Here is a 22,397-nt window from a genome sequence, read left to right as displayed (position 1 = left end):
TTTGTAATTTAGATAATAACACTAGCCTGGCATTTAAAAAAGGTGAGACACACTGCCTTATGATGAATATAATAGTGAAAAATGTTAATCCGTTCTTATTAAGGCAAATTTTATGATTATTGGTGTACCTAAAGAAATTAAAAACCATGAATACCGTGTAGGTATGGTTCCTGCGAGTGTTCGTGAATTAGTAAATCACGGCCACCAAGTGATTGTTGAAACAGATGCAGGTATGGGCATTGGTTTTACAAACGAAGATTACACACTAGCTGGCGCTGAAATTTTAGCAACTGCTGCTGATGTTTTTGCTAAAGCAGACATGATCGTAAAAGTAAAAGAGCCACAAGCTGTTGAGCGTGCAATGCTACGTGAAGACCAAATTTTATTTACTTATCTTCACCTTGCACCTGATCTTCCACAAACTGAAGACCTTGTTAAAAGCAAAGCGATTTGTATCGCATACGAAACAGTAACAGATGCGCGTGGCGGTTTACCTCTTCTTGCACCTATGAGTGAAGTTGCTGGTCGTATGTCTATTCAAGCTGGTGCACAAGCACTTGAAAAATCTAACCATGGTCGTGGCATGCTACTTGGTGGCGTACCAGGTGTTGAAGCTGCAAAAGTTGTTGTAATTGGCGGTGGCATGGTTGGTCGCAGTGCTGCACAAATGGCTGTGGGTATGGGCGCAGACGTTGTAGTACTTGATCGTAACATTGATGTACTTCGTGCATTAGACGCGCAATTTGGTAATAAAGTAAAAGCTATTTACTCTACTGCTGACGCTCTTGAAAAACATGTACTAGAAGCAGACCTAGTAATTGGTGGCGTACTAATTCCTGGTGCAGCGGCACCTAAGCTAGTAACAGCTGATCACATTAAAGCAATGAAGCCTGGCTCTGCAATTGTTGATGTTGCCATTGACCAAGGTGGCTGTATTGCTACTTCTAAAGCAACTACACATGCTGATCCTACTTTCATCGTTGATGAAGTTGTTCACTACTGTGTTGCTAACATGCCTGGCGCTGTTCCACGTACATCTACTTTTGCACTTAACAATGCAACATTGCCTTTCATTATTAACCTTGCAAACAAAGGTTACAAAAAGGCACTACTTGATGACGCTCACTTCTTAAAAGGCTTAAACGTAATTAAAGGCCAAGTTACATACAAAGAAGTAGCAGAAGCGTTCAACATGGAATATGTTGACCCACGCACTGCAGTAGAAAACGCATAAATATGTGTTTTATAGTTAGGTAAAGAGTTACCTAACTATAAGCATTAAAAAAGCAGCTAGTTAGCTGCTTTTTTTGTGTCTAATACCAATCCGCAAAATAGATCACTTAATTATGAGGATTGGTATAATTTTATGGGTTGATTTATATAAAACGCTTAATTATAAAATCTACTTTTACACGTTTAGCCTGGCCAAGTAGTTTTTTAACCGGTTGCGGGTAATCATCCATTGTCTCTAAGTCATCGGGGCCAGTTAAACGGCGGCAATGTTTTAGTATTTCCTGCTTTTCGGTATCTATTGCTGGCATGATTGTTTGCTCAGCATCATCAATTAAAATACCGTTTTCTATATCCAGTCCCCACGCACGTGGGTTTAAGTTATGCCCGCTTAATAAATGCTTAGTGCGGTCAGAGCAAATGCCCTTTAAATGAAAAGAGTTGCTTTCATCTTTCCACAAGTACACATTTAAATTACCGTTATCAATATGACGTTTTTGCGATTTTACAAATTTGTGCAATATGGTTTCGTATAAATACGGCAGTGCACCAATTTTACTAAATGGCTCACTTGGCGGTAAGTAAAAGTCATTTGCTGTTTTATCGCCTACTACAATAGTAACTTGCTTACCTTGTTTTAATAACCGGCGCAGTGAGCGCATTAGCGGTGCTGGAAAGTTAAAATACGGAGTATAAAGAACAAGCTCTTGTTCTGTAGTATCAAACAACGCTTTTATAATACGGTTTAGCTCATTATTACGCCGCCCTAGCCCTAAAAACAAACGCACACCTAACGGCTGTGTATTTTTTTGCCCGGCCGATTTATAACTTGCTGATTTTAGATCGCGCATTAATTGCTTTTGTTCAAGCTTAAAGTCGATTAAACGCTTAAGTGGACGAGAATCAATTCTTGGAACAGCAATAGAACTAAGCAGTTGAGACTCTATAAAGTCGACTACAGAGTCACACAACTCGTTTTGCGTCACTAAAAAGTAGCGGTCGAGCCTGTAGCGCTCGTTATATTGCAAATACACATTATTTAAACTTGCACCGCTGTAAAGTAAGGTATCGTCAATTACAAAACCTTTTAAGTGTAATACGCCAAAGAGCTCTTTAGCTTTTACGGGTACACCGTAAACCTGAACGTTAGATTTAAATTTTTCTAAAAAGTCACAATATAAACTTGCGTTACCGTCTGATTTTTCGGCGCCGATAAGGCCGCGTTGCGCGCGATGAAAATCCACCAGCACTTTTATTTCAAGTGCAGGGTTTGCTAATGACACGCGATGAAGCGCTTCTAAAATTTCGCGCCCAGCTTCGTCGTCTTGTAAATACAACGCTGTAATGTAAATTCGCTTTTTTGCGCTAGCAATTAAACGTAGCAGTTGCGTGCGGTAATCTTGCGCATTGGTTAAGACGTTAACGTCTTTTGAAGTCAACCCAAATGCGGGTTTTTCCTGCCAAAATAACATAGTTGCCTATTTGCTTAGGTCACATAATCTATCAGTGACAAATAAAATTAGGTAAAACATAACAAAAAAATTCAAGGTGGTCATGAATTAACGCTGTTTTGTTGCCTGTTAGTCTATTTATTGAGCTACTTTAACGTATTAACTGTAAAAGCACATAGTACTAGTACACAATACTGCACAGCTTTTCGATTTGCTGAAAAAAATAATCACGGAATTTGTTTACTTGTGCCTTGTTTTTCTTAGAATCGAAGCCATTAAGTTCAGAATTAAACGTTTAGGAAAAGATCATGACTGAAGCAAAACATTGTAAGTTACTTATTTTAGGCTCAGGCCCCGCTGGTTACACAGCCGCAGTATACGCAGCCCGTGCAAATTTAAACCCTGTTTTAATTACAGGTATTCAGCAAGGTGGTCAATTAACAACGACTACCGAAGTTGAAAACTGGCCTGGCGATGCACACGGCTTAACAGGTCCTGCGTTAATGGACCGTATGAAAGAGCACGCTGAACGCTTTGAAACTGAAATTGTTTTTGATCACATTAATAAAGTTGATGTATCTAAACGCCCTTTCACGTTAACTGGCGATCAAGGCACTTACACATGTGACGCATTAATTATTGCAACAGGCGCATCTGCTAAGTACTTAGGTTTAGAGTCTGAAACTAATTTCCAAGGTCGTGGTGTTTCAGCTTGTGCTACGTGTGATGGCTTCTTCTATAAAGGTCAAAAAGTTGCAGTAGTAGGCGGTGGTAATACAGCGGTTGAAGAAGCGCTTTACTTATCTAACATTGCTGATGAAGTACATGTTATTCACCGTCGTGATAGTTTCCGCAGTGAAAAAATTCTTGCTGACCGTTTAGCTGAAAAAGCAGCTAATGGTAATGTTGTAATGCATTATAACCGTACTTTAGATGAAGTACTTGGCGATCAAATGGGCGTAACTGGTGTGCGTATCAAAGACGCAAACTCTGATGCTACTGAAGAGCTTGATTTAGCGGGTGTATTTATTGCTATTGGCCATAAACCAAACACAGATATGTTTGAAGGCCAACTAGAAATGAAAGACGGCTATTTAGTTGTTGAGTCAGGTCTTAACGGTAACGCCACTCAAACAAGCGTAGCAGGCGTTTTTGCTGCAGGTGATGTATCTGACCATATTTATCGTCAAGCAATCACATCAGCGGGTACAGGCTGTATGGCAGCCCTTGATGCAGAACGTTTCCTAGATAATCTGTAATCACAATAAATAATTTAGAAAGGGCTGATAATTCAGCCTTTTTTTATGCCTAAAATATAGTTACACTTTTAAGATAATTAATAAATTAAGCAATGTATGAGAAACCAGCTATACCAATTGAGTGAAAACGATATAGCATTTCCACATCCTGAATATGCACTCACCTCTCCTGATGGGTTACTGGCAATAGGCGGTGATTTATCAGTTGCTCGTTTAAGTAATGCTTACAAAAATGGTATTTTTCCGTGGTTTAGTGAAGACGAGCCCATTATGTGGTGGTCGCCAAGCGAGCGTGGCATTGTAGAGCTTAATGAGTTTCATATAAGTAAGAGCCTGCGAAAGCATTTAAAAAAGCACCCCGTAAAAGTCACTGTTAATAATGCGTTTGCTGAGGTGATTGAAGCGTGCTGTGAGCAACGCATTGATACCGATGGCACTTGGATCACTCAAGATATGATTGACGCATACAACGATGCGCACGAGGCTGGTATTGCACACAGTGTTGAAATTTGGCGTGATGGTGAACTAGCAGGTGGCCTTTATGGCATTATGCAAAATGGTGTATTTTGTGGCGAGTCGATGTTTCATCATCAAACCAACTGCTCGAAGCTTGCAATGTGGGCGTTGGTTAATTGGCTAAAACGTAATAATGCACATTTTATAGATTGCCAACTAGAAAACCCTTATTTAACTTCTTTAGGTGCAAAAGTGATCCCCCGCTCAGAATTTTTGACTAGACTCAAAAAAGCACACACTTATTGTGTTGACCAAACTATGTGGGAACCACAGGAGCTAAACGCAATTTATGAATGAACATCTTCCGGCACGCGTTGGCTTAAGCCAAGAGTTTGCTTGTAGCTATCTACCCGATCGACAAGAACAGCTTTTGGTGATTTTAGATCCAAGCTGTTATACAACTGATAAATTTGAACAACTATTAGCGTTAGGCTTTCGTCGCAGCGGTAACCAAATTTATCGCCCGCACTGCCCTATTTGTAGCGAGTGCAACTCAGTACGTGTATTAGCGCAACAATTTATTCCATCAAAATCGCAAAAACGTAAACAAAACAAAGCAAAATCAGCATTTGAGGTTAAATATTCAAGTGTTGAGCGTGAGCAATACTATCCGCTCTACAGTAAATATATAAGCTTACGCCATAGCGATGGCTCTATGTACCCTCCTGATAAAACGCAGTTCCAGAGCTTTTTATTATGCAGCTGGCTAGAGATAACATTTATAGAGTTATGGCATCAAGATACGTTAGTGGCCGTTGCGGTAACTGATTGTATGAACAACGCTATATCGGCTATTTATACGTTTTTTGACCCCGACTTTGAGCACTATAGTTTAGGCTCGGTAATGATTTTACAGCAGCTTAAATTTGCTAAAGAACAAAATAAGGAATTTGTGTATTTGGGCTACCAAATAGACGAATGCGACAAAATGAAGTACAAAACTCAGTTTTTGCCCGCACAAAAACAGGTTAATGATGAGTGGTTGGCTATTTAATTTGCAAAAATGCCCCCTGCGCCTTTACTTATTGGCGTATTTTGGGCAAAATCTGCAGCGTTTAACTATTAAAGAGGTGTTACGCTAAACATGGCGAAAGAAGACGTAATCGAAATGCAAGGGACAGTCCTTGATACTTTACCAAATACAATGTTCCGAGTTGAGCTAGAAAATGGTCACGTAGTTGTGGCTCATATTTCAGGTAAAATGCGCAAAAACTATATCCGTATTTTAACCGGCGATAAAGTAACGGTAGAAATGACTCCTTACGATTTATCGAAAGGTCGTATCGTATTCCGTGCTCGCTAAGTAAGTGCGTAAACGAGATTTAGTTTTTGGCTAGTGCATAACTAGCTTTAAGCGTTTATTAAATGTAATTGATGGTACTCACTAGCAATTACATTTAATAAACAAAAAACCCAGCTTTTGCTGGGTTTTTTGTTGCCAGTAAGAAGCAAAAAAATAGCTCGCTGTAAGCGAGCTATTTTTAATTACGCTGGTGTTAAATTACTTTCATAATCAAAGCGTATTTTTTTATCTTTAACAGACACTTTAACTGTGCCGCCATCAATAAGTTGACCAAATAAAATTTCGTTGGCCAGTGGTTTTTTAAGCTCTTCTTGAAGAACACGCGCCATAGGTCGCGCTCCCATTGCTTTATCGTAGCCTTTGTCTGCAAGCCATTCGCGCGCTTTAGATGTAAGTTCTAAATTAACTGACTTCTTATCTAATTGCGTTTGCAGTTCTACAACAAATTTATCAACAACTTGTAAAATAACGTCTTTTTCAAGGTGGTTAAACCAAATAATGTTATCTAAGCGGTTTCTAAATTCTGGCGAGAATACTTTATTAATTTCGCCCATTGCATCGTGCGTATGGTCTTGCTCACTAAAGCCAATAGATTTACGCGTTGTTTCTTGCACACCGGCATTGGTAGTCATTACTACAACCACATTTCTAAAGTCGGCTTTACGGCCGTTGTTGTCGGTTAACGTACCGTGATCCATTACTTGCAGCAAAATATTGTAAATATCTGGATGTGCTTTTTCAATTTCATCCAAAAGTACAACAGCATGTGGGTTTTTAATTACAGCTTCGGTTAATAATCCGCCTTGCTCAAACCCTACGTAGCCTGGTGGTGCACCAATTAAACGACTCACCGCATGGCGCTCAACGTACTCAGACATATCAAAACGAATAAACTCAACACCCATACATTTAGCTAGCTGTTTAGTGACTTCTGTTTTACCTACACCTGTTGGGCCTGCAAATAAGAAAGAACCCACTGGTTTATCTTCGTTCGCAAGTCCTGAACGAGATAATCTAATAGCTGATGTAAGTGCGTCAATAGATTGATCTTGCCCAAACACCAACATTTTAAGATTACGATCAAGGTTTTTAAGCGTTTCTTTATCTGTTGATGACACATTTTGCGGTGGAATACGTGCCATTTTAGATATGATCAACTCAATATCTGATACACCAATGGTTTTTTTACGCTTAGAACTAGGTTGCAAGCGCTGGTTTGCACCGGCTTCGTCTATTACATCAATGGCTTTGTCAGGTAAGTGACGTTCATTAATGTACTTAGCGCTTAGCTCAGCGGCTGCTTTAAGGGCTTTTTGCGTATAACGAATACCATGATGCTCTTCGTAACGCTCTTTTAAGCCATTTAATATTTTAGTGGTATCGGCAACACTTGGTTCAAGTACATCAATTTTTTGAAAGCGGCGAACCAATGCGCGGTCTTTCTCAAAAATATTTTTATATTCATTGTATGTAGTTGAGCCCATACAACGTAATTGCCCACTAGAAAGTAGTGGTTTTAATAAGTTTGATGCATCCATTACGCCGCCCGAAGCTGCACCTGCACCAATAATCGTGTGTATTTCATCAATAAATAAAATCGAGCCTGGTTTTGCTTGCAGCTCTTTTAATAAACTTTTAAAGCGTTTTTCAAAATCCCCACGGTATTTAGTGCCCGCCAGCAATGCGCCCATATCAAGAGAGTAAACAACTGCATCAGCAATTACCTCTGGTACTTGCTCGTTTACAATTCGATACGCAAGGCCTTCTGCAATGGCTGTTTTACCAACCCCGGCTTCACCCACAAGTAACGGGTTATTCTTTTTACGGCGACACAATACCTGTACTGTGCGCTCTACTTCGCTATCACGACCAATTAATGGGTCAATATGACCATCACGGGCTTGTGCGTTTAAATTAGTAGTAAAGCTATCTAGTTTGCTTGCTTCTTCGTTTTGTACTTCTTGCACTTCTTCATGAATGTCGTCGGTGTCGTCACCTAACTCATCATCTGCTTTTGAAATACCATGAGAAATAAAGTTAACAATATCTAAGCGAGAAATATCGCTCTTTTTAAGTAAATATACGGCTTGGCTTTCTTGCTCTGAAAAAATAGCAACCAAAACGTTTACGCCTGTTACTTCATTTTTTCCTGATGATTGAACATGAAAAACTGCACGCTGAAGGACTCGTTGAAAGCCAAGTGTAGGCTGAGTTTCGCGCTCTTCTTCTAAATCTGGAATTACCGGCGTGGTTTCGTCGATAAACTCTAATAGTTCAGTTTTTAAGCCTGAAATATCAACACCGCACGCGTTTAATGCTTCCCCCGCTGACGGGTTATCTAAAAGCGCAAGTAAAAGGTGCTCTACGGTCATAAACTCATGACGGCGAGTGCGCGCTTCACGAAACGCGGCATTTAAGGTTAGTTCTAAGTCTTTGTTTAGCATTGGCAACCCCTTACTGAGATAATAATTTATACCACATCAATTGGATGTTTGATCACCCTAATTGGTATTTATACCAATTGCATCAAATTAGTGGCTATTATAGCGATGAGTAAATAGCTTAGTTACAAGGCAAAAATTACAAATATAGTTGTTCTATATAAATAATTTTTAACGAAGTTAATAAGTTATTTAATCCGCTTAAATGATCACTTTTTAATAAAATTGGTATTTATTCCTGCTCACAACTACAAAGCAGTGGATGCTCGTTATCCCGCGAGTAGCGGTTAACTTGTTCAGCTTTGGTATGGGCTACGTCGAGGCTGTAAACCCCGCATATACCTTTACCTTTTTCATGAATTTGAAGCATCACGTCGGTTGCTCTATCGCTATCCATATTAAAAAACGTCATCAGAACTTCTATTACAAAGTCCATAGGCGTGTAGTCGTCGTTATTTAAAACAACTTTGTATTTTCGCGGTGGCTGTAGCTTTTGCTTTTCACTATCGCGAACTGTGTCTATAACACCTGAATCTTTCATACCACTCATAATTAAATATAGTCTTGTCTTTGGAACTCAAGCAAACTTGAATAAAAAATAAATAAAATGTTAAAAAATAACTTAAAACACTTGACTGGTTGGCTAAATAAACTACAGTCAAATATAGATTGATTAAACCTTAGTCAGTCTAGCAAATTATACGGTTTAGAATAACTAAATTAGTCAACTTATAGAAGGATGTAGAAGTATGGCTTGTGGTAAAGTCAAATGGTTCAACAACGCCAAAGGTTTTGGTTTCATCGTAGAAGACGGCTGCGAGAATGATATTTTCGCTCATTACTCAACGATCGTAATGGACGGTTATAAGACACTTAAAGCTGGTCAAGATGTAACATTCGAATTAGAACAAGGTCCTAAAGGCCTTCATGCTAAAAACATTGCCCCTAACGGTGACATTTTAGAGTGATTGCAACTTTGTTCCACTAAAAGCGAGTGACCTAATTTAGATCCTCGCTTAATCCTTCAAAACACACTTCTTTGCTTCTACTGTCATTTATTGCCTCATTTTACGTAATTTCAACCCTTTTCCTTGAATTTATTTTATATACCCCAATGTTCTAACACAGAGCTATTTATATACTTGTTGGCAAGTTCAAAACCTAGCCCTTTTTAGCCAAGCTTGTTACACTCTTGGTGCTAAAAACAACGTATTAACATCGCAATTACCTAAGTGTTTTTGTATTAGGAACTTCCTATGCTAAAGGCTAATACCACTAAAACCAATTTAGTGGTTAAGTGTAGCGTTTTATTCGTTGAATTATAAACAGGAACCCAGTTCGTCAGGTGTGGTTATTCTGCTTTATTAAAAGGCAATAATGAGTACCAACACCTAACAAACTATTCATTATTTGAGAGTTGATACGGCTTCTCAAGCTTAATGAGTTCCTTTGCATTGTTGAATAAGGCCTTTGGCCTACTATCTAGGAATGATGATGACATCAAAAATTATCTATACAAAAACGGACGAAGCTCCGGCACTAGCAACTTACTCGTTGTTACCAATTATCCAAGCCTATACTAATGCGGCAGGTGTTGAAGTTGAAACTCGCGATATCTCATTAGCAGGTCGTGTAATTGCAAACTTCCCTGATTACTTAACACCAGAGCAACGCATTAATGATGCACTTGCAGAGCTTGGCGAATTAGCAAAAACACCAGAAGCTAACATCATCAAACTACCAAATATCAGTGCATCTGTTCCACAGCTTCGCGCCGTAATCAAAGAGCTACAAGCTAAAGGTTACGCGTTACCTGAATACCCTTCAGAGCCTAAAAACGATGAAGAAAAAGCAATCCAAGCGACTTACGATAAAATTAAAGGTAGTGCAGTAAACCCTGTATTACGTGAAGGTAACTCTGATCGTCGCGCGCCAGGTTCTGTTAAAGAATATGCACGTAACAATCCTCATTCAATGGGTGCATGGAGCAAAGATTCACAGTCATACGTTGCAAGCATGAACGAAGGCGATTTCTTTGGTTCTGAGCAATCAGTTACTGTAGATACTGCAACTGATGTTCGTATTGAACATGTAGCTACTAACGGCGATGTAACTGTACTTAAGCAAAGCACACCACTTTTAGCTGGTGAAGTTATTGATGCATCACGCATCAGCGCTTCTAAGCTTCAAGCGTTTTTAGCAGCAGAAATTGATGCAGCTAAAGAAAAAGGCGTTTTATTCTCGCTTCATATGAAAGCGACAATGATGAAAGTGTCTGATCCAATTATTTTTGGTCACGCTGTTAAAGTATTCTACAAAGATGTATTTGCTAAACACGGTGAGCTTTTTGAAGAGCTAGGTGTTGATGTAAATAATGGTTTAGGCGATGTATATTCTAAAATTCAAACATTAGACGACGCTAAGCGCAAAGAAATTGAAGCAGATATTCAAGCTGTTTACGCAAACCGTCCTGCCATTGCTATGGTTGATTCTGACCGTGGCATTACAAACTTACACGTACCAAGTGATGTGATCATTGATGCGTCTATGCCTGCTGCAATCCGTTCAAGCGGTCAAATGTGGAATAACGATGGTAAATTACAAGACACGAGCTTTGTAATTCCAGATCGTTGTTACTCAGGTGTTTACCAAGCTACTATTGATTTTTGTAAAGAAAACGGCGCGTTTGATCCAACAACTATGGGTAGCGTTCCAAACGTTGGCCTTATGGCTCAAAAAGCTGAAGAGTACGGTTCGCACGATAAAACGTTTGAAGCAAAAGCTGACGGTTCTATCCGTGTTGTTGATGCAAATGGCGCTACTTTACTTGAGCACACTGTTGAGCAAGGCGATATTTGGAGAATGTGTCAGGTTAAAGATGCACCAATCCAAGACTGGGTTAAACTTGCAGTAAACCGTGCACGTGCAACTGGCGTTCCGGCAATTTTTTGGTTAGACGAAAACCGTGCTCACGATGCACAACTAATCAAAAAAGTGAACAAATACCTACCAGATCACGACACTGCTGGCCTAGATATTCAAATTTTAGCACCGCTTGAAGCAACACTGTTCTCTTTAGCGCGTATTAAAGAAGGTAAAGACACTATTTCTGTAACAGGTAACGTACTACGTGATTACCTAACAGATTTATTCCCAATTTTAGAGTTGGGTACAAGTGCTAAAATGCTTTCAATTGTTCCACTTATGAACGGTGGTGGCTTATTTGAAACTGGCGCGGGTGGTTCTGCACCTAAGCACGTTCAGCAATTCGAAAAAGAAAATCACTTACGTTGGGATTCTTTAGGTGAGTTTTTAGCACTTGCTGCATCACTTGAACACTTAAGTGTGACTGCTGGTAACAAAAAAGCACAAGTACTTGCAGATACACTAGATAAAGCAACAGGTACTTTCCTTGCACAAAACAAGTCGCCTTCACGTAAAGTAAAAGAAATTGATAACCGTGGTTCTCATTTCTTCTTATCTTTATTCTGGGCCCAAGAGCTTGCAAAACAAGACGAAGACAGTGAGCTTAAAGCGCAGTTCACTCAAATTGCTAGCGATTTAGAGACACAAAAAGATCAAATCGTAAACGAGCTTAATGAAGCTCAAGGCCCTGCTGTAGACTTATCTGGTTACTTCCAACCAAATGATGATGCTGCATTTAAAGCAATGCGCCCAAGTGCTACATTTAACGAAATTTTATCTAAATTAGTATAACTTTAGATTGAATTAAAAAACCGCTTACTTTTAAAGTAAGCGGTTTTTTTATGTCTTCATTTTATATAAAAAGGCCGCTACTTTAACTTTAAGTAGCGGCCTTTAATAATTAACCTGAATTTTAGATAATTAAAGCTATGTTAATTATTTTGTATAAGCGCGTGGCATTGTTGAATCTGTAGTATAGCGGTCACGTAGCTTATCTTGACGAGACTGTGTAGAAACTTCTTCACCGTTAATAATCATTTTGCTTACATGGCTGCTTAGCTCAAATGGGTCGTTACTCCATACAACCACATCGGCAGCTTTACCTACTTCCAGGCTACCTGCATTTATGCCAAATACGTCGGCTACATTGGATGTAACAGCGTTTAATGCACCTTGTTGGCTCATGCCATACGAAACTGCATTACCGGCATCAAAACGAAGCTGGTAAATATTATGGCTGGCATCCCCGCCTACCGTTAAAATAACCTTTACTCCAGCTTTTTCAAGCACGGCTGCGTTATCTAAACTTGCATGAAGTGAATCAAAACTTGAAGGTAAGCTATCCATTGCACTAATAATTACTGGCACTTGTGCTTGAGCTAGCTTCTCTTTTACTACAACTGCATCTTGTGCACCATTGAGTACTAAATTAATGCCAAACTGTTTTTTAACTTTAAGAAGCTCGATAATATCTGCCGCACGCGATACACCTACTACAAGTGGCATATCGCCGCTAAGTACTTTAGCCATTACTTTATCTTCGGTACTTGGCTTACTGTCGTCATCTTTTTTAGGCTTTTTAGCCGCTTTAGTTTGGTGCTCTTCAAGCTTATTAATAAGCGTTTGCAATGTAAACGCACGAGAACCTTTGCTGCGCTCACCTAAATAAACAATTAAAGCGGCTTGTTTTTGAATGTCGCTATCAAAACTACCACTTAAATCAACAACACTCGCAAGGCCCGAAAAAATACTGTCGCCACCGTGAGGAGTTATTACATCGCGCGTCACACCGCCTTTGCGTGCATAAGGTATTAAGCTTGAATGCGCGTTATAAGCAAGGCTTACATCAAAATCAATACCCGCTTTTTCTTCGCCCGCATCGCGAGAACCTGCAACAGCACTCACTTCAACAAGGCCAAGCTGGTTAATACTTGCAATAAAGCCAGGTGTTACAATTTGACCTTTTACATCAATAACTTTATCTGCTTGCACTTGTGTTGGATTAATGGCGGTAATTTTTCCGTTATCCATTACTATACTAGCGTTTTCTAAAACGCCCTGCTCTGATGAGGTATGAAGTGTTGCATTAATAATAGCAAGCGATTGGGCACTTGCCGCACCTGAGGCTAATAATCCAGCAGCAACCAGAGATAGCGAAAACGAACGTGATAAATTTTTCATTCTGGGCTCCTTATTGTTGGCCTAACATAAAATCACTTTGTGCTTGGAATGCGCTATCGTTTCTGTCATAAACTTTTGCACCATCCACAAACACTTGCTCTGCTTTTGCGTAAACACTAAATGGGCTTTGATTCCAAATAACTACATCACCTTGTTTACCTGCTTCAAGAGACCCTGTTTTATCTGCAATGCCTAAAGATTTAGCAGCATTAGACGTGATCCATTTAATGGCATGCTGCTCAGAAATATCAAAACCATTTTCGTTTGCACGGTACATTACTTTACCGGCTTCTTGGTTTAAGCGTTGAATGGTTGTATCAGAATCAGAGTGCACAACCGCACATGAGTTTTTAACCGCATCTACAATCGCTACATTTTCTTGAACCATGTCGTACGCTTCCATTTTAAAGCCCCACCAATCGGGCCAAAGTGCAGCACACGAACCGTTATCAGCTAAAAGATCGGCAATTTTGTAAGCCTCTACGCCGTGGTGAAACGTACCAGCGTGGTAATTAAATTCTTTAGAAAGGTCAATCATCATGGCCATTTCTTCAGCTTTATAACAATGGTTGTGAATTAATACTTCACCTTCAAGTACAGCTCGAAGAGTATCGTGCTTAATGTCGCGAACAGGTGCCTCTGGATTTAAGCCAGCTTCGTAATCAGCGTCGTATTTGTCCCATGCGCGCTTATATTCTTGTGCTTCTGTCCATGCCATACGGTAACCTGCCATGTTACCCATACGGGTTGAAGGTAATGTACCTTGACGACCATAAACACGTTTAGGGTTTTCACCACACGCCATTTTTAAACCATTTGGCGCATCAGGGAATTTCATTGCTTGCATGGTATGCGCTGGTACGTTTTTAAGCGTAACGCCTCGGCCACCAAATAAGTTAGCTGAGCCTGGTAAAATTTGTAATGAGGTAATACCGCCTTCTCGAGCGCGGTTAAAGCCAGGGTCTTGTGGCCACACAGAATGCTCTACCCATACCTCAGCAGTATTCGGGCTCGTCATTTCATTACCATCTTGATGCGACTCAACCGACGGGCTTGGGTAGGCGCCTAGATGAGAGTGAACATCTATAATACCTGGAGTTACCCATTTGCCCATTGCATCAATTGTAGTATCTGCATTAGCTGATAAGTCTTTACCTACTTGCTGAACTTTACCATCAACAATTAGAACATCAGCTTCATCTAAACGCTCACCCGTACCGGTAAGTACAGTCGCGTTTGTGATTAATGTGCTACTAGTAGCTACTGGTTTGTAAGTACTTGGGTAAGGGTTTTTATTAATCGTTATTTTTGGATCTTGTGGGCCATTTTCTTGGCAACCAACAAGCGCAGCAGCTAAACCAACTGCTAACAATGAGGGAGCAAATTTTTGCATGTTGTTAGGTTCTCCTGTTTTTTTGCTACTTTAGCTAAAGCTAAGGTATAAAGCTAAAAAAACAGGTAAAAAAGCGATTAATTGAGTTAAATGACTGTAATTATTTTTTTATATAATTGTTATACAACTTTTCAAGCGCACCTTCAGTCGTAAGTGACGGATCTTTGCTTATAAAGTGTTTAACGGTACGTGTTACAAAATCTGAATTTTGCTTATGCTGCTTTGAAAAATCTTTAATTAAAGTATTACCGTCTTTCGCTGCGGTTACTTTATCGTGACGATGACGATATTGGCTTAACGCTTTGTTAAAGTCGCCGTTGTAATCTTCTACTAAAATTTTATAAAAATCATTTTTTTGTACTTGAAGACTATTAATGCAGTAGTTTAACGCTTCTTTAAAGTCAGTAAAAATCATGCCTTTTACATCAAACTCTTTAGTTTTTTCACGCACGGTTACGCGCGCTTCTTCTGTGGCATAACTAAAGCCCGTAAACGCTAGGCGCTCTGATGCTTCTTTACCTAATTTCATACCCGCTTGAATGCTATGGGCAAATTCGTCGCTCATTTCGCCAAGTTCGTTTTCTTCCCACATATTGTATACGCGCAGCGCTTTTGCATACTTGCTTGAGAGCTTTTTTTTAAGCTTAGTAAAGCGCTCATCTATGCTCATAAGCCTTTCGTTATGTAATAGTGCATGGCACTCATAACATGCTGCAATTGATACAAAATCGGCTTCTTCGCCCAAATCTATAATGCTTTGTAGCATATGCAGCGGCGGGCAATGGTCTCGCTCTGTTGCTTCGCAGCCACAATAAAAACATTGATTAAAATGCTTGTGCTCACATGCATACGCTTGCTGATAATAGCTTGCTAACGTTTTGCTCACTGGTACTCCTAATATAATACGCGCTAATAAAACATCACAAATAATGGGGGCGATAATAGCAGGCTGAAAAAATAAGTTATACCAATTGCATTAAATTAGTGGTCTATTATTTTGTTAAGAAAATAGCGCAATAACAAGGCAAAATTATGATGTGTAATTATTCTACACGAATCATTTTTAACGCAGTGAGTGCGCTATTTAATACGATAGAATGATTATGTTATTAATAAAATTGGTCGCTATAAAATAATTTTACTTAAGTGTGTCAAAAAACACATTTTAAAAAGTATATATTCAAGCACCTACGTAAAGTGTGTATTTTTCACATACATGCTTACACCTTGTTGCGTTTGGTTAACAGCTTTTTAGATTAAATAGCTCAATAATAAAGCTGAACCACAAACAATGAGGAATAATTATGAATACGTTAAAAGCTAGTTTATGTACAACGTTGGTAGTTGGCGCAACACTATTAGTAACCCCTGCTTCGGCAGTTCAATTTGAAGCTACTGATTCATCAGTTGGTACACAAGCATGTATGGCTGTAGCGGCTAATAAAGCGCATGTACTTCGTAAAACATCACGTAATTTATATATTAGTAAAGCGGTTATAAGCAAAAAGCTTGAATGCAATAACTTATCAATGGGCGACTTTGTCACATTATATAATTTAGATAAAAGCGCTAACTATTTAAATATTGATACCAGTACCCGTACGTCAATTAAAGATATAGCAAAAACATTTAACCCTGAAAAAGTAATTATTACAGGGCCAAAATAGTATGGCGTTAATGCAAAACTAAGCCTGTTTATAATCAGGCTTAGTTTTATTATATAACAGCTGCAATTAAACCAAATAAGCCACCAAATACACCGCCCCACACCACTAACCAACCTAAGTGCTCACGGATCATGGTTTGAATAATTTCTTTCACCATTTTAGGTGTTAACTCATCTAAACGCTCATCCACTAATTTAAGTACCGTAGCGTGTAAGCTTTGTGCGCTATTACCTTGTGAGAGTGTTTGGTTTACTAGTGCTTTAAAGTTGTCAGTTTGAGAAATCTCACTAAGCGACAATTGCATTTTTTCTATAAATTTTTCACGCATTGGCTCAATGGCGGCTTTGCCACCAAACATACCTAACATGCTGCCAAACTGAGACTGCTCTATTACCTCTAATAAATTGTCAAATGCAGGGTTTAAATCAACGTTACTAATAATGGGTGCAAAGTCGATATTTGGCTGTGCTTTATTGAGCAGATTATTGATTTTTTGCTCTGAAAAAAACTCAGTTAATATTAAATCGCGAATTGCTACTTTAAAGCTCTCAAACTTTAGCGCTATAACACCAGAGCCGTATAAAAAAGGGACTTTTTCAAATAGCATATGAATAGCTAATAAATTTGTAACCGCACCAGAGAGGGCAAATAAGCCAACCGACAACACAATTGCTTGGTCAAAAAAGTAACCTGCCACTACACACGCGCCAGCTAGCAAATTAGTGATAAAACTCTTATTCATTAGTGCTCCATTAGTATTTTTTATATCGTTAATTTTACAACGATTAGTTTGTTAAATTAATACTTTTTTGCCATAGTTTAAAGACCTGTTTAAAAGGCGAGCAATAACTATGTGGAAAACTGTAAACGAGCACATTAGCCAAGCCATTCATTATGACTTTAAACACACTTATAAACGCCAATTGCAAAGTACAAATACCGATAAACTCTTTCATTTAACCAATGGTACTCATAATTATTTAGTTAAAATAGCGCTTAAAAGCGAGCTTGAACGCCTCGAAAGCGAAGCAGTAGGCCTTAAACTTCTTACACAAAACAGTATTTTTATGGTGCCTGATTGTATTGTAACAGGTGCTAACATTGAGTTTTCGTTTATTGTGCTCGAATGGCTCGTACTCGATAAGCAGCCACATACGCGCTGGGATGATATGGGAAAGCACCTTGCAATGCTGCATCAAAAGCACCCTCAAGCTATGTATGGCTTTGATGTAGATAACTATTTAGCCACTACTGTGCAACCAAATAGATGGCATAAAAAGTGGGATGTATTTTACGCAGAAGAGCGCATTGGCTGGCAATTACAACTCCTCGCTGAAAAAAACATAAACCTAGTTGAACCTGAGCGCATAATAAATTTAGTTAAAGAGCAGCTGCATAATCATCATATAGAGCCCTCTCTTTTACATGGTGATTTTTGGCGTGGGAATATGGGTTTTATTAAAAATATACCCACTTTATTTAATCCTGCTTGCTATTACGGTGACCGTGAGGTTGATATGGCAATGAGCGAATTATTTGCGCCATTACCTAACGACTTCTATAACGCCTATAACAAGCACTACCCACTTTCTCCAAACTACGAAAAACGCAAATTCATATACCAGTTATACCCTATTTTAAACCACGCTAATATATTTGCAGGGCACTATCTTACTGAAGCAAAACAACATATCGATAGGCTGCTTAGTTAAGCGTTTTAAAGCTGTAAGATAAGTGTCATAAGCTGCATTTCAGCGCTATATTTAATGAGTAAGTAGACGTTCATCTGTCAGAGATTAAGTTGGACCTAACTTTATTATTTATAGCGGGAGTGATTATGAAAGACTTTTTATCACAACGTATCACCTGCCCACATTGCGGCAACCATATACATTTAGATATAGACGCAAGTATGGGCGATCAAGACTACATTGAAGAGTGCAGCGCTTGCTGTAACCCTATCCATTTAAACATGCACATTGACCATGCGAATAAAAAGCTAGAGTTACATATAGATAGCGATAATGAACAAATATTCTAGCCTTGGTGGCGTAAGTAGTTTTCGACCGTATTAATTATGGTGTAGGTTTGCTGATCTACCTCAATGTTTAGCTTATCGCCTACTTGCGCTGACCCTAAATTAGTAATGGCCAGTGTTTCGGGGATCAGGTGTAACCAAAAACCGTGTTCATCTACCTCACCAACAGTTAGGCTTGCGCCATTAATAGCTACAAACCCTTTGTAGATCACATATTTTTGCCATTTTTTAGGTAGACTAAGCTGTATTTTACAGTTACTTTGTACTTTAATTATTTGGCTTATTTGTGCCGCACAATGAATATGCCCCGACACTATATGCCCGCCAAGCTCAGTTCCAAACGTTACAGAGCGCTCATAATTAACTAAACTACCTAGCTCTAACTCTCCTAAGTTTGTAAGCGCGAGCGTTTCGTCAATCACATCAAAGTGAACTTGCGCCACTACATCGTGGTTACTTAGTTCAACTTTAACAACGGTTAAACAGCAGCCATTAATTGCAATACTCGCCCCTAAATCAAGGTGCTTAACATACTCATCACCTACCGAAACAACTAAGCGTATAACGCCTTCACTTAGCACTTTAGATACAACGGTCGCTTGTGTTTGCACAATTCCTGTAAACATAAAATCACTTTAAATTATTACAAAGTGTTAGTTTAACGTATCAACTCGCAAAATCATTCACTACTGTGATTTTTATTTGAAACACAATAGATTACAATTGCGCCCTGTTTTATTTAATAGCTGTTTTTATGACCTTTTGTAATTGGGAAGCTAAGCGTTTACTTTCCCTTGCTTTACCTGTTTTTTTAGCGCAAGTAACACTTATTTTAATGTCGGTGGTCGACACCATTATGGCCGGACAAGTAAGCCCAACCGACTTGGCCGCGCTTTCTATTGCTACGGGTATTTGGAACCCTTTATTACTGGCTTTACAAGGGATTTTATTAGCCCTTACCGGTATTATTGCGCAGTTTTCAGGTGCGGATGACAGAAAAGGCATTAGCCACTATTTTCAACAAGCGCTTTATTTAACCGCTATTTTAAGTTTTACCGGCTTTGCAATAAGCTATTTAGCCGACACTATTATTTTTAAACTCGATACCAGCCCAGCGATTGCTAATTTAGCTTACGATTACATTCACTTTGTAAAATGGGGAGTATTTGGCTTTTTAATATTTACAGTATACAGAAACGTAACCGAAGGCATGGGTATGACCAAGCCCGCTTTTTATATCAGCCTGCTAGGGCTGGCTGTAAATATTCCGGTTAATTACATATTTATAAATGGCTTATTTGGTTTACCTGCCTACGGCGGTGCGGGGTGCGGTATTGCTACCGCTATCGTTTTAACTATTATGACCATAGCTCAAGTTACCTATTGCCAAATGAGTAAAAAAATAGATGCTAAAGGGCTGCTTTCATCATTTGAAAAACCTAACTTTAGTACTATTGGTATTATAACAAAGCTTGGTATACCTATATCGTTAGCCACTTTTTTTGAGGTAACTTTATTTGCATGTATTCCTTTGTTTATTGCTCATTTAGGTGCCGTTGCGGTATCAGGGCATCAAATAGCTGCAAGTGTGACTACATTACTTTTCATGATGCCCTTGAGCCTATCAATCGCTATTAGTATTCGTATTGGTAATTTGTTTGGTCAAAATAATATGACGCAATTAAAAGTAGCGGTTTCTACCAGCTATATTTTAGCTATTGCTATTGCATTATTTTTGGCGCTCATTACATTTACAGGCAGAGACTATATAAGCCAACTGTATAGCGACAGCCCTGCGGTGTTAGCATTGGCCTCATCAATCATGATATTGGCGTGTATATATCAATTGCCTGATGCGCTACAAGTTGCGGCCAATGGCATTTTAAGAGGCTTAAAATACACCACACCAATATCGTACATTACGTTTATATCATATTGGTTAATCGGCTTTTGCTTAGGTTTCGTATTGGCAAGAACAGATATAATCGTACCAGCCATGGGGCCTCATGGCTTTTGGGTAGGAATAATAGTTGGCCTAAGTGTTGCGGCTATATTCTTAATGCTCACAGTGCATAAACGCCTTAAGTATGAGTTTAGTAATTATGAAACACTCAATAAAAGCTAGCAAACTTTCAAACGACACAGCATTAGTTACTTTACTAATACTGTGTGGCTTTTTGCTGGTTGGCTGTATTAAAGCCCCAAGTGATACTAATAAAACCTATGTTGAACGCTTAAGCAGTACACTTGATGTGGCTGCTGTTGAGCCTACCCCACTTAAGCAACTGTCGTTATTACCCCCTGCACCACTTGAAAAAAATAATATTACTTTAGGTATTGTTGAACTTGCAGGTATTAGCCACTGTAAATTAAACGTACTAATCAGTGAGCACAATAACCAATTAGGTAAAACGGCCAGTCCTGCTGGTCAATTTAAGTATCAGATAAATTTTATACAAAGCGCACAGATTTGCTTAAACTCGCTTGATAAAAATAGCCCCATTTTTAGTAAAATACAAAAAGCTAAAACCTATAAACAAACGCATCTAATGCACTATTTTAATAACATGCTTTTTAAAGAACGAGAGCTTAACCAAACATGGCAATTAACATCAACCGAGCTAAGTAAAGAGCCTGCAGGTTACAGCGATACTTTACATGCCCTTAAACAGCTGGTTGCCATAAAACAACAAATAAGAAGCCAAGAGTTTGATAGTATTAACGCGAATGCTATCTTTAGTGCTCTTGAGCAGTTAAACAAGTATCAATTTAATCAAGCGCTCATTCAATCAGCTCGCACGCAAGTGGTGTTAAATAACAGTGCTACAAAGTTTGTAAAAACACTAAACTTAAATGACCTTTGCCCTGTGGGCAAAAACAATAAAAAAGCCAAAATAATAAGTAATGTATTTCAAAAGTTTTATTTAAAAGATATTCAACCTTATCAAGCACAACTCACAGGTTATTTAGAAGAGCTACAACCACTTTACAAAAAGCTGTGGTTTAAACAAAGCATTACAAGCGAGCCCATTAATAACTTAATAAAAACTCAATCAAGCACTAACTTACTGAACTTACTAAAAAGCTCTGCTAAAAATCATGTAATTTGGTGGCAAGGTTTTTATAAAACGTGTGAAATAAGCCCAATATGAATAAAAAAACGACAAATAAACTTAAAAATAACAAACTTGCTTGATTCACCAACCGCCACGCTATATATTAGCCGCCGTTGTTAAGCAATTAACACCTACTTAAATAAAGTAATACGACTGTAGCTCAGTTGGTTAGAGCACTACCTTGACATGGTAGGGGTCGGTGGTTCGAATCCACTCAGTCGTACCAAAATTTAAGAAAAAGTATCACTGAAGGAAAAAGCACTACCTACTCTTGATCACCCGGTCCAAAAGTCAGTAGCTCGAATCCACTCAGTCGTACCAAAATTTAAGTAAATACATAAAAGTACATCTGAAGGAAAAGCACTACCTACTCTTGATCACCCGGTCCAAAGGTCAGTAGTTCGAATCCACTCAGTCGTACCAAAATTTAAGTAAATACATAAAAGTACAATCTTAGCACTTCATAAAATTGTACGACTGTAGCTCAGTTGGTTAGAGCACTACCTTGACATGGTAGGGGTCGGTGGTTCGAATCCACTCAGTCGTACCACTTCAAAGTAATAATAAATCCAAAGAAAAAGCACTACCTACTCTTGATCACCCGGTCCAAAGGTCAGTAGTTCTAATCCACTCAGTCGTACCACTTCAAAGCAATAATAAATCCAAAGAAAAAGCACTACCTACTCTTGATCACCCTGTCCAAAGGTCAGTAGTTCTAATCCACTCAGTCGTACCACTTCAAAGTAATAATAAATCCAAAGAAAAAGCACTACCTTGTCTTTAACAACCGGTACATAGGAGAGTAGTGGTAATCCAGTCAGTGGAACGAATTCAAAGTAATATAAATAAAATAACCTTTATGTTTAAAGGTTATACC

Annotated in this window: 20 protein-coding genes and 2 tRNA genes; 14 read left to right on the top strand and 8 right to left on the bottom strand. The window is 38.8% G+C overall.

The window, feature by feature from the left end; translation table 11 throughout:
- Nucleotides 1-112 precede the first annotated feature (112 nt).
- Nucleotides 113-1,234 carry an alanine dehydrogenase gene (gene ald / locus CWC11_RS03465; RefSeq protein ID WP_058549788.1) on the top strand — a complete coding sequence of 374 codons (1,122 nt, stop codon included), beginning with the start codon at nucleotides 113-115 and terminating at the stop codon, nucleotides 1,232-1,234.
- Nucleotides 1,235-1,376: 142 nt separating this feature from the next.
- On the opposite strand, the gene pssA is transcribed toward ald, so the two are convergent.
- Nucleotides 1,377-2,702: a CDP-diacylglycerol--serine O-phosphatidyltransferase gene (pssA, locus tag CWC11_RS03460; protein WP_138681571.1), complete on the bottom strand. Its 1,326-nt coding sequence runs from the start codon at nucleotides 2,700-2,702 to the stop codon at nucleotides 1,377-1,379.
- Between the two features lie 287 nt (nucleotides 2,703-2,989).
- Between pssA and trxB the strand changes: the two genes are divergently transcribed.
- From trxB to infA, 4 genes are all read left to right on the top strand, one after another.
- On the top strand, nucleotides 2,990-3,940 hold the full coding sequence (trxB, locus tag CWC11_RS03455; protein ID WP_138681570.1) for a thioredoxin-disulfide reductase: 951 nt from the start codon (nucleotides 2,990-2,992) through the stop codon (nucleotides 3,938-3,940).
- 96 nt (nucleotides 3,941-4,036) lie between these two features.
- On the top strand, nucleotides 4,037-4,753 hold the full coding sequence (aat, locus tag CWC11_RS03450) for a leucyl/phenylalanyl-tRNA--protein transferase (RefSeq protein WP_138681569.1): 717 nt from the start codon (nucleotides 4,037-4,039) through the stop codon (nucleotides 4,751-4,753).
- Nucleotides 4,746-5,450, top strand: coding sequence for an arginyltransferase (locus CWC11_RS03445; RefSeq protein ID WP_104642781.1), 705 nt, complete (start codon nucleotides 4,746-4,748; stop codon nucleotides 5,448-5,450). Before aat ends, CWC11_RS03445 begins: the two co-directional genes overlap by 8 nt.
- A gap of 90 nt (nucleotides 5,451-5,540) precedes the next feature.
- A complete protein-coding gene (infA, locus tag CWC11_RS03440; RefSeq protein WP_002962494.1) occupies nucleotides 5,541-5,759 on the top strand; it encodes a translation initiation factor IF-1 in 219 nt (72 codons plus the stop codon).
- Nucleotides 5,760-5,941: 182 nt separating this feature from the next.
- Here infA and clpA read toward each other — a convergent pair whose 3' ends face one another.
- Nucleotides 5,942-8,203 carry an ATP-dependent Clp protease ATP-binding subunit ClpA gene (clpA, locus tag CWC11_RS03435; protein WP_138681568.1) on the bottom strand — a complete coding sequence of 754 codons (2,262 nt, stop codon included), beginning with the start codon at nucleotides 8,201-8,203 and terminating at the stop codon, nucleotides 5,942-5,944.
- A gap of 229 nt (nucleotides 8,204-8,432) precedes the next feature.
- Nucleotides 8,433-8,741, bottom strand: a complete 309-nt coding sequence (gene clpS, locus CWC11_RS03430) for an ATP-dependent Clp protease adapter ClpS (protein WP_082660643.1) — start codon at nucleotides 8,739-8,741, stop codon at nucleotides 8,433-8,435.
- Nucleotides 8,742-8,949: 208 nt separating this feature from the next.
- Here clpS and cspD point away from each other — a divergent pair, with 208 nt between their 5' ends.
- The gene (cspD, locus tag CWC11_RS03425; protein ID WP_004586755.1) at nucleotides 8,950-9,168 is read left to right on the top strand and encodes a cold shock domain-containing protein CspD; all 219 of its coding nucleotides are present in this window, start codon (nucleotides 8,950-8,952) and stop codon (nucleotides 9,166-9,168) included.
- A gap of 526 nt (nucleotides 9,169-9,694) precedes the next feature.
- A complete protein-coding gene (locus tag CWC11_RS03420; protein ID WP_138681567.1) occupies nucleotides 9,695-11,917 on the top strand; it encodes an NADP-dependent isocitrate dehydrogenase in 2,223 nt (740 codons plus the stop codon).
- Nucleotides 11,918-12,061: 144 nt separating this feature from the next.
- On the opposite strand, the gene CWC11_RS03415 is transcribed toward CWC11_RS03420, so the two are convergent.
- The 3 genes from CWC11_RS03415 to CWC11_RS03405 all read right to left on the bottom strand — a co-directional run bounded on the left by CWC11_RS03415 (nucleotide 12,062) and on the right by CWC11_RS03405 (nucleotide 15,585).
- A complete protein-coding gene (locus CWC11_RS03415; protein ID WP_138681566.1) occupies nucleotides 12,062-13,306 on the bottom strand; it encodes an amidohydrolase family protein in 1,245 nt (414 codons plus the stop codon).
- A 10-nt stretch (nucleotides 13,307-13,316) separates the two neighbouring features.
- A complete protein-coding gene (locus tag CWC11_RS03410) occupies nucleotides 13,317-14,699 on the bottom strand; it encodes an amidohydrolase (protein ID WP_138681565.1) in 1,383 nt (460 codons plus the stop codon).
- Nucleotides 14,700-14,799: 100 nt separating this feature from the next.
- Nucleotides 14,800-15,585, bottom strand: coding sequence for a hypothetical protein (locus CWC11_RS03405; protein WP_138681564.1), 786 nt, complete (start codon nucleotides 15,583-15,585; stop codon nucleotides 14,800-14,802).
- A gap of 418 nt (nucleotides 15,586-16,003) precedes the next feature.
- Between CWC11_RS03405 and CWC11_RS03400 the strand changes: the two genes are divergently transcribed.
- Nucleotides 16,004-16,366 (top strand): DUF3718 domain-containing protein, encoded by a 363-nt coding sequence (locus tag CWC11_RS03400; protein ID WP_138681563.1) that lies wholly within the window; start codon nucleotides 16,004-16,006, stop codon nucleotides 16,364-16,366.
- 49 nt (nucleotides 16,367-16,415) lie between these two features.
- Here the strand turns inward: CWC11_RS03400 and CWC11_RS03395 are convergent, their stop codons facing one another.
- On the bottom strand, nucleotides 16,416-17,108 hold the full coding sequence (locus tag CWC11_RS03395; RefSeq protein WP_138681562.1) for a DUF445 domain-containing protein: 693 nt from the start codon (nucleotides 17,106-17,108) through the stop codon (nucleotides 16,416-16,418).
- A gap of 109 nt (nucleotides 17,109-17,217) precedes the next feature.
- On the opposite strand from CWC11_RS03395, the gene CWC11_RS03390 reads away from it, so the two are divergent.
- On the top strand, nucleotides 17,218-18,078 hold the full coding sequence (locus CWC11_RS03390; RefSeq protein WP_138681561.1) for a fructosamine kinase family protein: 861 nt from the start codon (nucleotides 17,218-17,220) through the stop codon (nucleotides 18,076-18,078).
- Nucleotides 18,079-18,203: 125 nt separating this feature from the next.
- Complete coding sequence (locus CWC11_RS03385) at nucleotides 18,204-18,407, top strand: CPXCG motif-containing cysteine-rich protein (protein ID WP_058549774.1); 204 nt, start codon at nucleotides 18,204-18,206, stop codon at nucleotides 18,405-18,407.
- Here CWC11_RS03385 and CWC11_RS03380 read toward each other — a convergent pair.
- Nucleotides 18,404-19,030 (bottom strand): riboflavin synthase subunit alpha, encoded by a 627-nt coding sequence (locus CWC11_RS03380; RefSeq protein WP_138681560.1) that lies wholly within the window; start codon nucleotides 19,028-19,030, stop codon nucleotides 18,404-18,406. The genes CWC11_RS03385 and CWC11_RS03380 overlap by 4 nt on opposite strands.
- A 128-nt stretch (nucleotides 19,031-19,158) precedes the next feature.
- Between CWC11_RS03380 and CWC11_RS03375 the strand changes: the two genes are divergently transcribed.
- The 4 genes from CWC11_RS03375 to CWC11_RS03360 all read left to right on the top strand — a co-directional run bounded on the left by CWC11_RS03375 (nucleotide 19,159) and on the right by CWC11_RS03360 (nucleotide 22,070).
- Nucleotides 19,159-20,529: an MATE family efflux transporter gene (locus tag CWC11_RS03375; protein WP_138681559.1), complete on the top strand. Its 1,371-nt coding sequence runs from the start codon at nucleotides 19,159-19,161 to the stop codon at nucleotides 20,527-20,529.
- On the top strand, nucleotides 20,507-21,556 hold the full coding sequence (locus tag CWC11_RS03370) for a DUF3080 family protein (RefSeq protein WP_138681558.1): 1,050 nt from the start codon (nucleotides 20,507-20,509) through the stop codon (nucleotides 21,554-21,556). Before CWC11_RS03375 ends, CWC11_RS03370 begins: the two co-directional genes overlap by 23 nt.
- 113 nt (nucleotides 21,557-21,669) lie before the next feature.
- Nucleotides 21,670-21,746, top strand: a tRNA-Val gene (locus tag CWC11_RS03365).
- A 247-nt stretch (nucleotides 21,747-21,993) separates the two neighbouring features.
- Nucleotides 21,994-22,070 (top strand) — tRNA-Val (locus CWC11_RS03360).
- The last annotated feature ends 327 nt before the right edge of the window (nucleotides 22,071-22,397 follow it).

It is taken from the genome of Pseudoalteromonas sp. S3178, from assembly GCF_005886985.1.
In the GTDB taxonomy this organism is placed as follows: domain Bacteria; phylum Pseudomonadota; class Gammaproteobacteria; order Enterobacterales; family Alteromonadaceae; genus Pseudoalteromonas; species Pseudoalteromonas carrageenovora.
Note: the sequence above shows the minus strand (reverse complement) of the source record. Positions and strands in the feature narration are given on the sequence as shown.

Coding starts and splice junctions, on each gene's coding strand:
- ald (WP_058549788.1), top strand. CDS start 113: ATGATTATTGGTGTACCTAAAGAAATTAAAAACCATGAATACCGTGTA.
- pssA (WP_138681571.1), bottom strand. CDS start 2,702: ATGTTATTTTGGCAGGAAAAACCCGCATTTGGGTTGACTTCAAAAGAC.
- trxB (WP_138681570.1), top strand. CDS start 2,990: ATGACTGAAGCAAAACATTGTAAGTTACTTATTTTAGGCTCAGGCCCC.
- aat (WP_138681569.1), top strand. CDS start 4,037: ATGAGAAACCAGCTATACCAATTGAGTGAAAACGATATAGCATTTCCA.
- CWC11_RS03445 (WP_104642781.1), top strand. CDS start 4,746: ATGAATGAACATCTTCCGGCACGCGTTGGCTTAAGCCAAGAGTTTGCT.
- infA (WP_002962494.1), top strand. CDS start 5,541: ATGGCGAAAGAAGACGTAATCGAAATGCAAGGGACAGTCCTTGATACT.
- clpA (WP_138681568.1), bottom strand. CDS start 8,203: ATGCTAAACAAAGACTTAGAACTAACCTTAAATGCCGCGTTTCGTGAA.
- clpS (WP_082660643.1), bottom strand. CDS start 8,741: ATGAAAGATTCAGGTGTTATAGACACAGTTCGCGATAGTGAAAAGCAA.
- cspD (WP_004586755.1), top strand. CDS start 8,950: ATGGCTTGTGGTAAAGTCAAATGGTTCAACAACGCCAAAGGTTTTGGT.
- CWC11_RS03420 (WP_138681567.1), top strand. CDS start 9,695: ATGACATCAAAAATTATCTATACAAAAACGGACGAAGCTCCGGCACTA.
- CWC11_RS03415 (WP_138681566.1), bottom strand. CDS start 13,306: ATGAAAAATTTATCACGTTCGTTTTCGCTATCTCTGGTTGCTGCTGGA.
- CWC11_RS03410 (WP_138681565.1), bottom strand. CDS start 14,699: ATGCAAAAATTTGCTCCCTCATTGTTAGCAGTTGGTTTAGCTGCTGCG.
- CWC11_RS03400 (WP_138681563.1), top strand. CDS start 16,004: ATGAATACGTTAAAAGCTAGTTTATGTACAACGTTGGTAGTTGGCGCA.
- CWC11_RS03395 (WP_138681562.1), bottom strand. CDS start 17,108: ATGAATAAGAGTTTTATCACTAATTTGCTAGCTGGCGCGTGTGTAGTG.
- CWC11_RS03390 (WP_138681561.1), top strand. CDS start 17,218: ATGTGGAAAACTGTAAACGAGCACATTAGCCAAGCCATTCATTATGAC.
- CWC11_RS03385 (WP_058549774.1), top strand. CDS start 18,204: ATGAAAGACTTTTTATCACAACGTATCACCTGCCCACATTGCGGCAAC.
- CWC11_RS03380 (WP_138681560.1), bottom strand. CDS start 19,030: ATGTTTACAGGAATTGTGCAAACACAAGCGACCGTTGTATCTAAAGTG.
- CWC11_RS03375 (WP_138681559.1), top strand. CDS start 19,159: ATGACCTTTTGTAATTGGGAAGCTAAGCGTTTACTTTCCCTTGCTTTA.
- CWC11_RS03370 (WP_138681558.1), top strand. CDS start 20,507: ATGAAACACTCAATAAAAGCTAGCAAACTTTCAAACGACACAGCATTA.